The organism is Ferrovibrio terrae (assembly GCF_943371255.1).
GTDB lineage: Bacteria > Pseudomonadota > Alphaproteobacteria > Ferrovibrionales > Ferrovibrionaceae > Ferrovibrio > Ferrovibrio terrae_B.
In genome coordinates this window covers 1-12,795 of the sequence record NZ_CALRUC010000124.1, presented here as the reverse complement: position 1 = coordinate 12,795, position 12,795 = coordinate 1, and the positions used below count along the sequence as shown (strand labels likewise).

General features: G+C 65.6%; 14 protein-coding genes. 4 read left to right on the top strand and 10 right to left on the bottom strand.

All coding sequences use genetic code 11. The features are described 5' to 3' along the window. Positions 1-315: 315 nt before the first annotated feature. Together AAG799_RS19645 and AAG799_RS19640 are read right to left on the bottom strand one after the other, a co-directional pair. Complete coding sequence (locus AAG799_RS19645) at positions 316-1,173, bottom strand: alpha/beta hydrolase (protein WP_341898555.1); 858 nt, start codon at positions 1,171-1,173, stop codon at positions 316-318. Between the two features lie 11 nt (positions 1,174-1,184). Further along, on the bottom strand, positions 1,185-1,925 hold the full coding sequence (locus tag AAG799_RS19640) for an NnrU family protein (protein WP_341898554.1): 741 nt from the start codon (positions 1,923-1,925) through the stop codon (positions 1,185-1,187). Positions 1,926-2,249: 324 nt separating this feature from the next. Here AAG799_RS19640 and AAG799_RS19635 point away from each other — a divergent pair, with 324 nt between their 5' ends. Continuing rightward, positions 2,250-2,675, top strand: coding sequence for a MarR family transcriptional regulator (locus tag AAG799_RS19635; RefSeq protein ID WP_341898553.1), 426 nt, complete (start codon positions 2,250-2,252; stop codon positions 2,673-2,675). A 16-nt stretch (positions 2,676-2,691) separates the two neighbouring features. On the opposite strand, the gene AAG799_RS19630 is transcribed toward AAG799_RS19635, so the two are convergent. Further along, a complete protein-coding gene (locus AAG799_RS19630; protein ID WP_341898552.1) occupies positions 2,692-4,020 on the bottom strand; it encodes a tetratricopeptide repeat protein in 1,329 nt (442 codons plus the stop codon). Positions 4,021-4,233: 213 nt separating this feature from the next. Between AAG799_RS19630 and AAG799_RS19625 the strand changes: the two genes are divergently transcribed. The 3 genes from AAG799_RS19625 to AAG799_RS19615 all read left to right on the top strand — a co-directional run bounded on the left by AAG799_RS19625 (position 4,234) and on the right by AAG799_RS19615 (position 7,242). Next, the gene (locus tag AAG799_RS19625) at positions 4,234-4,923 is read left to right on the top strand and encodes a TetR/AcrR family transcriptional regulator (protein WP_341898551.1); all 690 of its coding nucleotides are present in this window, start codon (positions 4,234-4,236) and stop codon (positions 4,921-4,923) included. A 9-nt stretch (positions 4,924-4,932) separates the two neighbouring features. Further along, positions 4,933-6,639, top strand: coding sequence for an adenylate/guanylate cyclase domain-containing protein (locus AAG799_RS19620; RefSeq protein WP_341898550.1), 1,707 nt, complete (start codon positions 4,933-4,935; stop codon positions 6,637-6,639). A 90-nt stretch (positions 6,640-6,729) separates the two neighbouring features. Next, positions 6,730-7,242, top strand: coding sequence for a DUF1003 domain-containing protein (locus tag AAG799_RS19615; RefSeq protein WP_341898549.1), 513 nt, complete (start codon positions 6,730-6,732; stop codon positions 7,240-7,242). A 2-nt stretch (positions 7,243-7,244) separates the two neighbouring features. Here AAG799_RS19615 and AAG799_RS19610 read toward each other — a convergent pair whose 3' ends face one another. The 7 genes from AAG799_RS19610 to hisH form a co-directional block, all read right to left on the bottom strand. Next, positions 7,245-9,215: a TonB-dependent receptor gene (locus tag AAG799_RS19610; RefSeq protein ID WP_341898548.1), complete on the bottom strand. Its 1,971-nt coding sequence runs from the start codon at positions 9,213-9,215 to the stop codon at positions 7,245-7,247. A 116-nt stretch (positions 9,216-9,331) separates the two neighbouring features. Continuing rightward, a complete protein-coding gene (locus AAG799_RS19605) occupies positions 9,332-9,706 on the bottom strand; it encodes a histidine triad nucleotide-binding protein (RefSeq protein ID WP_341898547.1) in 375 nt (124 codons plus the stop codon). Between the two features lie 18 nt (positions 9,707-9,724). Then, on the bottom strand, positions 9,725-10,057 hold the full coding sequence (locus AAG799_RS19600; RefSeq protein ID WP_341898546.1) for a phosphoribosyl-ATP diphosphatase: 333 nt from the start codon (positions 10,055-10,057) through the stop codon (positions 9,725-9,727). 22 nt (positions 10,058-10,079) lie between these two features. Continuing rightward, positions 10,080-10,841, bottom strand: coding sequence for an imidazole glycerol phosphate synthase subunit HisF (gene hisF, locus AAG799_RS19595; protein WP_341898545.1), 762 nt, complete (start codon positions 10,839-10,841; stop codon positions 10,080-10,082). Beyond that, complete coding sequence (gene hisA / locus AAG799_RS19590) at positions 10,838-11,581, bottom strand: 1-(5-phosphoribosyl)-5-[(5-phosphoribosylamino)methylideneamino]imidazole-4-carboxamide isomerase (protein ID WP_341898544.1); 744 nt, start codon at positions 11,579-11,581, stop codon at positions 10,838-10,840. The genes hisF and hisA overlap by 4 nt, the downstream gene beginning before the upstream one ends. Beyond that, the gene (locus AAG799_RS19585; protein WP_341898542.1) at positions 11,578-12,126 is read right to left on the bottom strand and encodes a GNAT family N-acetyltransferase; all 549 of its coding nucleotides are present in this window, start codon (positions 12,124-12,126) and stop codon (positions 11,578-11,580) included. The genes hisA and AAG799_RS19585 overlap by 4 nt, the downstream gene beginning before the upstream one ends. Positions 12,127-12,149: 23 nt before the next feature. Next, positions 12,150-12,794 (bottom strand): imidazole glycerol phosphate synthase subunit HisH, encoded by a 645-nt coding sequence (gene hisH / locus AAG799_RS19580; RefSeq protein WP_341898541.1) that lies wholly within the window; start codon positions 12,792-12,794, stop codon positions 12,150-12,152. Position 12,795 lies beyond the last annotated feature (1 nt).

Here is a 12,795-nt window from a genome sequence, read left to right as displayed (position 1 = left end):
GCCAGTGCGCCCTCCAGGTGTTTCTCGATGGCCTGCAGATGCCTGCGCAACGACCCGGGCACCGCGACGCGATCGGGCGTCTCGGCGATATCGAGCAGGGTGCCGTCGATATCGAGGAACAGCGCCCAGTTCGCTTGCGGCAATGGCGGGGGCTGCAAGACAGCGGGCTGCGCGGCTTGACTTGAATCTCTCATCGCTCCGCTTCCCCCGCCTCGGGATGCAGGCACAGGGCAGCATCGCGGGCAGGCAATATAATTTCCTCGGTTTTCCGAGAATTAAATTAGAAGTGGAACGCTGTATGAGGGGATGGGTTCCCTAACCCGCGCGGCGCAGGCTCCGCTTTGTGATCTGGGCCGCAATATCGAGGAAATCCGCCAGCACCGGATTGACCAGATCGGGTTGCAGCAGCGGCGCCATATGGCCAGCACCGGGCAGTTCGATCACGCGCGCCGCCGCCAGGTACTGGCGCAGCTCGGCCACCACGCCGCGCGCCGCCAGCGTGGTCTCGGTGCCGCAGAGCAGCAGCACCGGCATGGTCAGGGATTTCAGGTCGGCAGGAACGGCCCTGCCTGGCTGCAACAACTCGCGGAATTCGCTCGCCACCGCAGTCATGCAGCCCGTGACATAGGCCTGCATAGGCTCGGGCATCGCCAGCAGGGCAGCGGGCCCCACCCAGTAATCGAGGAAGGCGATGGCGGCGGTGCGCGGATCGCCGCTTGCCACCAGATCGATATGGCGCTGCGCCACCAGAGCGATTTCACGCCATGCATCGCGCTGGCTGCTGTCGCGCAGCAGGCCGAAAGCCACCGGCTCATACATGGCCAGAGAGGCGATGCGCTGCGGCTGGCGGCCCGCCAGTTCCAGTGCAATGGCGCCGCCATAGGAATGCCCGACCAGATGCACCGGACCATCCATCCGCTCAAGCAGAGCGGTAAGCCGGGCAATTTCCTCCTCCAGCGTAGGCTTGCCGTGATCGGGCATGGGCGTTTCGCCATGACCGATCAGATCGGGCGCCACAATATGCCAGCCGCGGCCAAGCGCTGCGATCAGCGGACGCCACTGCCGGTGCGAGGCGGCGCTGGAATGCAGCAGCAGCAGCTGGGGCGCATCGGCCTCGACGCAATCGTTGTCAAAATACGACAGGCGACCCGTCGCCGTTTCCAGTATCGGCATCGCGGCGGCTCCTAGATCTTCAGGCCGGGAATCAGCGCCGGAACCCGGCGGCGATACTCGCGATAGCGCTCGCCGAAGGCGGCGATCAGGTCGCGCTCCTCGTAGAGGATGCCGACCACGATATAGGCGCTCATGCCGATGGCGAAGAGCAGATGACCCGCCGTCATCTGCGGCGTAGCCCAGAAGATCACCAGCCAGCCGGTATAGATCGGATGCCGCATATAGCGATAAAGCCAGGAGGTGCGGAATTCATCCCGCGGCGACGGCAGGTTGCGCCAGTGGCGAAACGGCTGCGCCAGACCGAAGAGTTCGAAATGGTCGATCATGAAGGTGGCGGCGACCAGCAGCAGCCAGCCGCTGCCATGGAGCAGCCAGACCAGCGTGACGTTGAAGCTGTCCTGCACCTGCCAGACCGTGGCGGGCAGCGGCTGCCACAGCACGATCAGCACCGCCACCATGACTGACGACGCCACCAGATAGACGGCGCGCTGCAGATGCACCGGGACAGTGGCCGACAGCCACTGCTTGAAAGCCGGCCGCGCCATCACACTGTGCTGCAGACCGAACAGCGCGATCAGGCCGAGATCGAGAATTCCGGCGAGCCAGGGCGATGGCGCGGGCCAGAGCGAGGCGTCGATATGAAGGGGCAGGCCCAGACCGGCACTGAGCGGGCTGGCGATGAACAGCGCCAGCGCCACGGTGGCGAGGCCAAATCCGAGATAGGCAAACAGGGCAAACAGCAATCCGGCCATGCGGTGACTCCTGAGGGTAGACGGCAACGGGATGCGCGAAACATATCAATAGTGTTGATAATATCAATGCTATTGATATTACATTCGCGTGAGCTGCGCCGTCCCGGCCCGGTCGCCGTACCGGCCGTTGCCTGTAGCCCTTTGGAATCCTTTGTGTATGCTCGACGGGCGGTGCTGTTTTTCCGCCCAGAACCATCTGCTGGACCCTCTGCTGGGACATCTGCCATGACGGCCCCGAAGAAAAACCCTGCTCCCAAGACAGGCCCTGCTCCCAAGACAGGCCCGGGCCCGCGCAGGGACGTCCTCGACGCGCCGCGCGGATCGGTGGACGAGACCATTGCGCTGTTTTACCTGGGCTATCGCGCCGGCGTGGCCGGGCCGAAGCGGGTGCTCGACAAGCTCGGCTTCGGCCGACCGCATCACCGCATCCTCTTTGTGGTGGCGCGCCAGCCCGGCATCGCCATCGCCAGCCTGATCGAGATGCTGGAGGTCTCGCGCCAGGCATTGCACCGGCCGCTGGGCGACCTGGTCAAACAGGGCTATGTCGCGCAGAAGGCGGCGCCGACCAACCGCCGGCTGGCCATGCTGAGCCTGACGCCCAAGGGCGCGGCGCTGGAGAGCAAGCTGACCGAGCTGCAGGCCCAGGCCTTTGCCAAGGCCTTTGCCGTCACCGGGCCGGACGCCGAGCAGCAGTGGAAGGCCGTGATGCGCGCGCTGGCCGAGCAGGTGCGGCCCGCCATAACGGTATAGGCGGCGCCCGCCGGCCTCAGGCCGCAGTGCGCGCACCGGCGATGGTGCGGTAGCGCAGCGCCAGCGGGCTGCCGGGCTTGGCATGCAACCGCTCGGCCGTCAGCGCATGCAACAGGTTGTGATCCTGCACACGGCGCGACGCCTCGATCAGGGTGAGATCAAGCAGGTCGCGCTGGGCATGGCTGCCGCCGAAGCGGTTGGCGATGGTGCGCACGGCCCGCAGGCACGTGATGCAGTCGGCATACTGGCCGGCATGGAAGGCGACCAGCGCCTCGGCCACCGGCAGGCCGACCTGCGCGGTCATCGCCGCGTTGCTGAAATTCGGCCGCGTGGCCGAGCGGCGCAGCGTTTCCATCTGGCGTTCGACCAGATCCTGGCGGCCGGCACCGAGATAGGCGATCAGGCCATGCACATCATTGAAGGCATAGATGCCGTCATCGACCGTGCTGGCCCAGGCTCCCGCCAGTTCGGCCCAGCGCGCCGCACCGATCTCGACGCCGCGCAAATGAAGGCGCCACAGCATGGCCGACGCATCGATCATATCGAGCATCACGGTCGACTGGCTGCCGCGCACCTGGCTGTCATACATGCGCAGCACCCTGGCATGGTCATCGCGATCGAGGTGATAGAGCATGAGATGCCACCAGTTGTGGATCGCCATCATGTTGTCGGGCGCCCAATAGGGTTCGCGCACATTGGCCCAGCGGATGCCATCCTCGACGCGGCCCTGCATCTCCATCACATGCAGCACGGCGTGATGCGCCCAGGCATCGCGCGGATTGAGATCGCAGGCGCGCCGGCCGGTGGATTCGGCCGCACCGTAATCGGCGGTCTCTTCCAGACCGAAAGCCAGCATGCCGAGCACGGCGTGATAATGCGGCAGCGCGCCGCCCCAGGCCGGCAGCACGCGCAGCACGCGGTCGCGCAGGTTGCGCGCATCGCCGCGATAGTAATCGAGCAGATGGCCCATCTGCAGCGCCAGGCTGTCGCGCGGATGATTGATCAGGATGTCGTCGAAGCGTTCGGAGGCTGCGTCGAAGCGGCCGGCCGCCCAGGCTTCGGCGGCGACGGCATGCAGGGTTTCGCGTTCGGTGCGCGCCAGGCTGCGCGCGGCCTGGATGCTCGCCAGCGCCGGAGCGATGCCGGGCGCCTCCATGCCCGAGAGATAGAGATGCGCGCGCAGCAGATGCGCCATGGCGAAATCGGGCGCGGCGGCAATGGCGGCCTCGGCAGTGTCCAGCGGGTTGCCGGTGTAGCAATGGAACTGGCCCAGCGCGGTTTCATACAGCGCCAGCGCGGAGGTGTCGGCGCCGCTGACGGCCTGGCCGGCATGATCTTTCAGCATGGGAGTCTCCGAGGGGTAACAAACAGACTGGTCGGTATAAATAAGATGCCGCGCTCGCGTCAAGGTATACATTGTATCGGTACAACAACCATTCTGACTTCCATTAGTCATTGAAAATATTGGATTTTCTATAAGAACCCCGGATCGATTCACAGCCTTGTGAAACCGACCAGACCGTACAATAATAGAACCATTCCAGCCTGGAGATGAGATTTGGCCCGCGACGGCACCGCCACCCGCAAAGCCATCATGGATGCCGCCCAGGCCGTGATCCTGGAGACCGGCTTTTCCGCCGCCTCGGTCGATTCAGTGATCGCGCGCGCCGGCATCACCAAGGGCGCCTTCTTCTATCACTTCAAGACCAAGGCCGATCTGGCCCTGGCGCTGGTGCGGCGCGATGCCGATGCCGATGCCGCACATCTGGAAACCAACCTGCAGCGCGCCGAGAGCTTGAGCCGCGACCCGCTGCAGCAGCTGCTGATCTGCGTCAGCCTCTATGAAGAAGACATGGCCAAGCTGGCAGCGCCCTATCCGGGCTGCCTCTATGCCTCCTTCATCTATGAGTCGCAGCTGTTCGATGCCGCCACGCTCGGCGTGGTACGCCAGGTCTTCACGCACTGGACGCAGCGCATCGGCGGCAAGCTGGAAGCGGTGATGCGGCTGTATCCGCCGCGCCTGCCGGTGGATGTGAAGACGCTGGCCGAGACCAGCCTGGTGCTGGCCGAAGGCGCCTTCATCCTCTCCAAGGTGCAGCGCGATGCCGGCGCGGTGGCGGCGCAGTGGCGGCATTACCGCAACTATCTCGAGCTGCTGTTCGCGCCCCACCTGCCCGAACCAAGTCATCCTGCCGCTGACGCAGCCGTGACGCACGACAAGCTGGACGCTGCGCTGCCGGCCCAATAGGCTTTGCGCATGGCGATGGGCGGACGTTTCGAGGATATCTACAGCCGGACCAAGCTGGCCTCGGGCCTGGTGCTGTTCACCTTCCTCGCCACGCACCTGATCAATCACACGCTGGGCATCATCTCGCTGGAGACGATGGATGCCGGCTCGCATCTGTTCAAATTCGTCTGGCGCAGCTGGCCCGGCACCGTGCTGCTGTATGCGGCTGCGGTGCTGCATCCGCTGCTGGCGCTGTTCAACTGGCTGCGGCGCGGCCATTACCGCGGCATCCCCTGGCAGGGCTGGGTGCAGATCGCGCTCGGTGTCTGCGTGCCGCCGCTGGTGATCGACCACATCATCGGCACGCGTGGCCTGAACAGCGCGCTCGGCCTCAACGACACCTATGCCTATGTGCTGACCGTGCAGTTCGTGCAGGAGCCGCTGATCGGCCTGCGCCAGAATATCCTGATCCTGATCGCCTGGGCGCATGGCTGTATCGGCGTCTATTACTGGCTGCGCATGAAATACAGCTTCGAACGCGCCTGGCCCTTCCTCTATGCCAGCGCACTGATCCTGCCGATGCTGGCCACCATGGGCTATCTGACCGCCGGCCGCTCCGTGCTGCTGGCGATGCAGCAGCCGGAATGGCTGGAGCAGTTCCGCACCACCCTGAACTGGCCGGGCCCGGTGGCCTATGAGTTCGGCATGCGCAGCATCGACATTGCCTATATCGTGATGATCAGCCTGCTCGGCGCCGGCCTGCTCGGCCGCATCCTCGCGGCCCTGCTGCAGCGCCGGCGCGGCAGCGTCACCATCACCTATCCCGATGGCCGCCGCTTTCGTGGCCTGGCCGGCAGCCAGACCGTGCTGGAAGCCAGCCGCGCCATCGGCTATCCCCATGCATCCGTCTGCGGCGGCCAGGGTCGCTGCTCGACCTGCCGCGTGCGCCTGAGCGGACCGGGCAGCAGCATCCTGCCGCCACCCGACGCCGCCGAGCAGAAGGTGCTGGAGCGCATCAAGGCCTCGCCCGGCGTGCGGCTGGCCTGCCAGATCCGCCCGCGCGAGGATATCGCGGTGATGCCGCTGCTGCCGGCCGGCGTGCCGACCAAGGTGGTTTATGGCACTGCCGGTTATGCGCAGGGCTCGGAGCGCCGCATCGCCATCCTGTTTGCCGATCTGCGCGGCTTCACCAAGCTGTCGGAAGGCAAGCTGCCCTACGACGTCGTCTTCGTGCTGAACCAGTATTTCAAGTCGATGGGCGAAGCGGTGGAGAGCGCCGGCGGCAAGCTGGACAAGTTCATCGGCGATGGTGTGATGGCGCTGTTCGGCATCGACGAGGGCGCCGACGAGGGCTGCCGGCGCGCACTCGATGCGGCACGCCGTATGTCGGCCGCGCTGGTGCAGCTGAACGATGCGCTGAAAATGGATCTCGACCAGAAGCTGCGCATCGGCATCGGGATTCACTGCGGGCCGGCCATCGTCGGCGAGATGGGCCATGGCAGCGCCATGCATCTGACCGCCGTGGGCGATGCGGTGAATACGGCCAGCCGGCTGGAAAGCGCCACCAAGGATTTCGGCGCCGAACTGGTGATCTCGGCCGAGGTGGCCGAGCGCGCCGGCCCGGCCGCGCTGCAGGGCATGAACTGGCAGCGCGAGAGCATCTCCTTACGCGGCAAATCCGATCTGCTGGAGGTGCTGGTGGCAACCAGGATCGGTGCCACCGAACCGGTGGCCTGACGCCCATCCAGCGCCTTGATGCCAATCAAGCCGTCGGGCATCGCGACATGCCATAGTCGTTTCGATCATCCGACCCTGCTGGAGCCCGCCATGACCGCCGTTCACACGCTGACCGACCAGGACACCGCGCTGTTGCACAAGCTGCGCCGCCATCGCGCCGACCGCCGCAAGCTGCCGCCGGCAGCGGTGGAATCGCCGCTCGGTCCGCCGCCGACCCTGGGCGGGCGCATCGCCGACCGGGTCGCCAATGTGGTCGGCTCCTGGCGTTTCATCCTGGTGCAGAGCGGCCTGCTGCTGGCCTGGATTATCGGCAACGCCATGACCGGCAGCCCGGCCTGGGATCCCTATCCCTTCATCCTGCTCAACCTGATGCTTTCGTTTCAGGCCGCCTATACCGCGCCGGTGATCATGATGAGCCAGAACCGCCTGTCGGAAATCGACCGCCGTCATGCCGAGGAGGATTACCGCGTCAATGTGAAGGCCGAGCTGGAGATCGAACTGCTGCACCAGAAGATCGACCTGCTGCGCGAACAGGAAATCCTCGCCCTGACCCGTGCGGTCGAGGCACTGACCGCGCGGCTGAATGATGGCAGGCCAGCGTAACGTCAGAACGTGACGCTGCTGCCCAGGCGCAGTTCGCGGCCGCGGATCGGCGCATCGTTCTTCAGCATCGAGGTGTGCACGAGACCGTCCTGGTCCAGCAGGTTCCTGCCCTGCAGGCTGATGGCGATGCCGCGCCGTTCGGCGAATGGCCGCCAGGTCAGCGCGGTGTTGAACAGGCGGTAGCCGGCGGTGCCGGTTTCGTTGATGCCATTGCGATCCTGGTCGGCGACACCGACCATCTCCAGCCGGAAGGCGAGATCATTGTTTTCCGCGACAAAGCCGAGGCGATAGCCCAGCGGCGGGATCAGCGGCAGGGCGCGATGGTTGCTGCGATCCTCGGCCCGCACATAGTCGAGCCCGCCATCAAGGCCGAGCTTGCGCCCGGTATCATCGCGCCAGAAGGTCCAGGCCGCCTCCAGCTCGGCGCCGCGGAATTCGGCCTCGGTCTGGCTGTAGCGCAGCTCGTTGAGATCTTCCTGCTGCTGGCCGGTGAAAGCACCGTAGATATAGTCGTTGAAGCGGGTGACAAACAGATTGACGCCGCCGGTGACATCGCCCTGCACCTTGCGCAGCGAAACTTCCGAATGCCAGGCGGTTTCCTTGTCGAGTCCGGCATTGCCGATCTCAAATGCCCGCGTCGCCAGATGTTTGCCGTTGGAATAGAGTTCTTCCGCCGTCGGCGCGCGTTCGGTGCGCGAGAGCGAAATGCCGGTCTGGTACATCGGCGTGAAACGATAGGTGGCGCTGGCCGACAGGCTGGCGGCGGTGAAATCGCGGCTGGCCTTGCTGCGCAGATTGTCGACCTCGACGCGTTCGGCGCGGCCGCCGAGCGCGAACAGCCAGGAGCCGGTATCCAGCTGCTCCAGAACGAACAGCGCGGTGCTGTCGGTCTGCGTCGGCGGGATATTGGCTTCCGCGCCGGTGGCCTTGAAGTCGCGGCGGCTGCTCTGTACGCCGACCACGCCTTCGATCCCGGCGAAGATCGGCTTGTGCAGCGCCTCGGCGCGCGCCTCCCAGCTGTCATTCTGGAAGCGCGTGGCGCGCACGCCGGTCGATTCGATCTCGTCATGCTGGTAGTCGGCGATGCCGGCCTTGACGTTCAGTTCATCCAGAAACCCCAGCGGTTCGTAGAGGCCGAATTTGCCGTCCAGCCGCCGCTGTTCCAGATCGATATGCACCCGCTCGCCGCCCGGCACGCCGTAATAGCTGCTGAACTTGGCAACGCTCAGTCCGGCATAGCCGGCCTCGCCCAGGTAAGACGCGCCGGCAGCGCCATTCTCGCTGCGCATGGCGGAATTGCGCACGCGCTGGCCGCCGCCCGGCGCCCGGGCCGCGGCATAGTCATCGGCATTCAGCGCACCGCCCTCGCCATGCACCACGAAGCGATCGGTCACCGCCGCATCGACGGCGGCGAAGCCGCTCTTGTCCTGCGCGCCGGTGCCGTAGTCGACGCGCGCTGTACCACTTACACCGTCTTTCGGCACCGCATCGGGGATGCGGCCATCGATCACATTGACCACGCCGCCGATGGCGGATGAGCCATAGAGCAGCGTGGCGGGACCGCGCAGCACTTCGATGCGTTTCGCCGATCCCACCGGCGCCACCACCGCATGATCGGGGCTGACGGTGGCGGCATCGAAGGTGTCGATGCCGTTTTCCATGATGCGCACGCGCGGGCCGCCCTGGCCGCGGATGATCGGCCGGCTGGCGCCGGCACCGAACTGGGTGGCGCTGACGCCCGGCGTGTTCTGCAGCGTCTCGCCCAGCGTGGCGGCGCGACGGCGATCCAGTTCGGCGCCTTCGAGAACCGTGCTGCCCTCGACCAGATCGGCCTGGGCGGGGCTGAGCGGGGCGGTGACGATGACCGGCGACAGCTGGGTGGGGGTGTCCTGCGCCGCGGCCTGCGCAAGCGGGAACAGGAGGGCGAGACCGCTGCCCAGCATCAGCTGGCGGCGACGGATGGAAAGCGACATGGGAACCCCCGGGAATTTGTTATTCTATAACGTTACAAAGTAACAATCCGGGATGCAAGCCCTCCGCCTAAGGATTAAATCCTGCGGATTTCCGGGAAATCGGAGGGGAAGGAGGCTTACTCGCCGTCCTTCTTCAGCATCCGGCCCAGCGGGCGGCCACCGAAGATATGGACATGCAGATGCGGCACTTCCTGGTTGGCATTGGCGCCGCAGTTGCTGAGCAGGCGATAGCCGTCGGCGGCGACACCGAGCTGGCGCGCCACATCGCCGATCGCCTTGACGTAATCGGCCATCTCTTCGGCGCTGGCCTGGGCGGAGAAATCATCGAAGCCGACATAGGCGCCCTTGGGGATCACCAGCACATGCACCGGCGAGAGCGGATTGATGTCGTGGAAGGCGAGACTATGCGCGGTCTCATGCACCTTCTTGCAGGGAATCTCGCCGCGCAGGATTTTGGCGAAGATATTCTGGGGATTGTAGGCCTCGGCCATCACACGTCTCCGTAAGCGTCAGGTCAGCTGACGCGCTTTTTTCTCTTCGATGCCGGACAGGCCTTCGCGGCGGCGTAGTTCGGCGCGGACATCCTCGATGGTGACATCGCAGTCGGCCCACAGCACCAGCAGGTGAAACACCAGGTCGGCGCTTTCGGAGATCACTTCAGCGCGCGTCTCGGCCACCGCGGCAATCGCCAGCTCGACCGCTTCCTCGCCCATCTTCTGGGCGATCTTGGCGCGGCCCTTGGCGAACAGCTTGGCGGTGTGCGACACGGCCGGGTCGCCGCCCTTGCGGCTCACGATCGTCTCGTAGAGACGTTCGAGCAGGTCGCGGTTCTCGCCTGACATTGCGGTTGCCTCCCGATCTTTCCTAGAGCCGGACCGGAATGCCGGCGGCGGCCATATGCTGTTTCGCCTCGCCAATGCTATGCCGGCCGAAGTGGAAAATCGAGGCTGCCAGCACCGCCGAGGCATGGCCTTTGGCTACACCTTCGACAAAGTGATCCAGATTACCGACGCCGCCGGACGCCACCACCGGAATCGTGATGCTGTCGGCCACCTTGCGGGTCAGGTCGAGGTCGAAGCCCTTTTCGGTGCCGTCGCGGTCCATCGAGGTGAGCAGGATCTCGCCCGCCCCCAGGCTGGCCATGCGCTGGGCCCAGTCAATCGCATCCAGCCCGGTGGCGGTGCGGCCGCCATGGGTGAAGACTTCCCATTTTCCCGGCGATACCTGCCTTGCATCAATGGCGACCACCACGCACTGGCTGCCGAATTTCTCGGCCGCCTCGCGCACGAAGTCGGGCCGGCTGACGGCAGCGGTGTTGATCGAGGTCTTGTCGGCGCCGGCCAGCAGCAGTTTGCGCACATCCTCCACCACGCGCACGCCACCGCCGACAGTGAGCGGCATGAAGCAGCGTTCGGCTGTGCGCGCCACCACGTCATACAGCGTGTCGCGTGCATCGGATGAGGCGGTGATGTCGAGGAAGGTGAGTTCATCGGCACCGGCGGCGTCATAAACGGCGGCCTGTTCGACCGGGTCGCCGGCATCGCGCAGGTTGACGAAATTCACGCCCTTGACCACGCGGCCATCTTTCACGTCGAGGCAGGGAATGATGCGGACCTTGAGGCTCATCGGTATGCAGCCTCCCGCAAGGCCGCGGCCGGATCGATGCGGCCGTCATACAGCGCACGGCCGAGGATGGCGCCATCGATACCGGCGCCATTGGCGGCTTCTTTTTTCAGCGCAATCACATCCTCGATGCCGGCGAGGCCGCCGGATGCGATCACCGGGATCGGCACCGCGCGCGCCATGGCGGCGGTGGCGGCGACATTGACACCCTTGAGCAGGCCGTCGCGGTCGATATCGGTGTAAACGATGGCGGCGACGCCGGCATCGACGAATTTTTTCGCCAGATCGATGGCATCGAGGTCGCTGGCCTCGGCCCAACCGGCGACGGCGACACGGCCGGAACGCGCATCGATGCCGACCACGACACGGCCGGGCCAGCGTCTGGCGGCGCGTTTCACCAGGTCGGGATCGCGCACCGCGATGGTGCCGAGGATGACGCGGCTGATGCCGGCATCGAGCCAGCCTTCGATGGTGGCTTCATCGCGGATGCCGCCGCCCAGCTGGATCGGCAGTTTGATCGCCTGGCGGATCGCCCGCACAGCGGCGGCGTTGGCCGGCTTGCCGGCGAAGGCGCCGTCGAGATCGACCAGATGCAGATACTGGAAGCCGGCGGCTTCCCATTGCCGCGCCTGCGCGGCGGGATCGGCGTTGAAGACGGTGACGCGCGCCATGTCGCCCTGCTGCAGGCGCACGCATTCGCCATTCTTCAGATCAATGGCGGGATAGAGATTGAGCGCGCTCATGCGGCCACCAGGGATTTGGTATAGAAATAGCCTTCGACATAGGCGCCATCGACATAGGCATAGCCCGGCTTGGTGCCCCAGCGCTGATAGCCCGCACCTTCAGCCAGCTGGATCGCCGGCAGTTGCGTCGCACGCATGTCGAGATCGATCTGGCGGAAGCCGGCCGCGCGGGCGGCATCTTCCACGGCTTTCATCAACCCGCGCGCCAGGCCATGGCCGCGCGCATCAGGCGCGATGAAAAAGGTGGTGACCTGGGCCGAATGGGCCTGCGCCTCGTTGTTCGGCGGCGGCCGCAACAGCTGGGTCGAGCCGACAATGGCGCCATCCAGGCGGGCAACGAACAGATCGCGCTGCGGCATCAGCAGCACGCCGCGCCAGTAGCGATCGAGCACGCCGCGCTGCGGCACCTTGAGCCAGCCGAAGCCGTTGCCGTCGAGAATGGCTTTTTCAGCGGCATCGCACAGCTCGTCGATCTCGTCGTCGTTCAGCGCCTCGACCTTCTCGACCAGCGCACGCGGGGTGTTGTCCTTGACCTTGGCATTCATGATCGTGTTCCGACTCAATCCTGTTACGGGCGCCAGCGCAGGAAATTCGCCAGCAGGCGCAGGCCGGTGGCCTGACTCTTTTCCGGGTGGAATTGCGTGCCCACCATATTGTCGCGACCGATCGCCGCCAGCACCGGGCCGCCATAGTCGGCCTCGGCCAGCACCACGGCGCGGTCGCGCGGCACCATATGATAGCTGTGGACGAAATAGGCATGCGCGCCGGGCGCGATACCGGCCAGCACCGGATGCTGCGGCTGCAGCAGGTTGAGCTGGTTCCAGCCCATATGCGGAATCTTCAGGGCCGGGTCTGACGGCGTCAACAGCTCGACGGCACCATCGATCCAGCCCAGGCCCGGATGTTCGCCATGCTCGCGGCCCACGCTCGCCATCAGCTGCATGCCCACGCAGATACCCAGAAACGGTTTCGCTTTTGTGATGACCTGGTCGTTCAGCGCGGCGATCATGCCATCCAGGCTGCTGAGGCCGCGATAGCAATCGGCAAAGGCGCCGACGCCGGGCAGCACGATGGCATCGGCGGCGACCACATCCTCCACCCGCGCCGTCACCGTCAGATCGAGCGTGAGCGTGCTCTCATCGGCGGCGCGCTGGATCGCCTTGGCGGCGGAGCGCAGGTTGCCGGAGCCGTAATCGATCAGGGCGACTTTCATA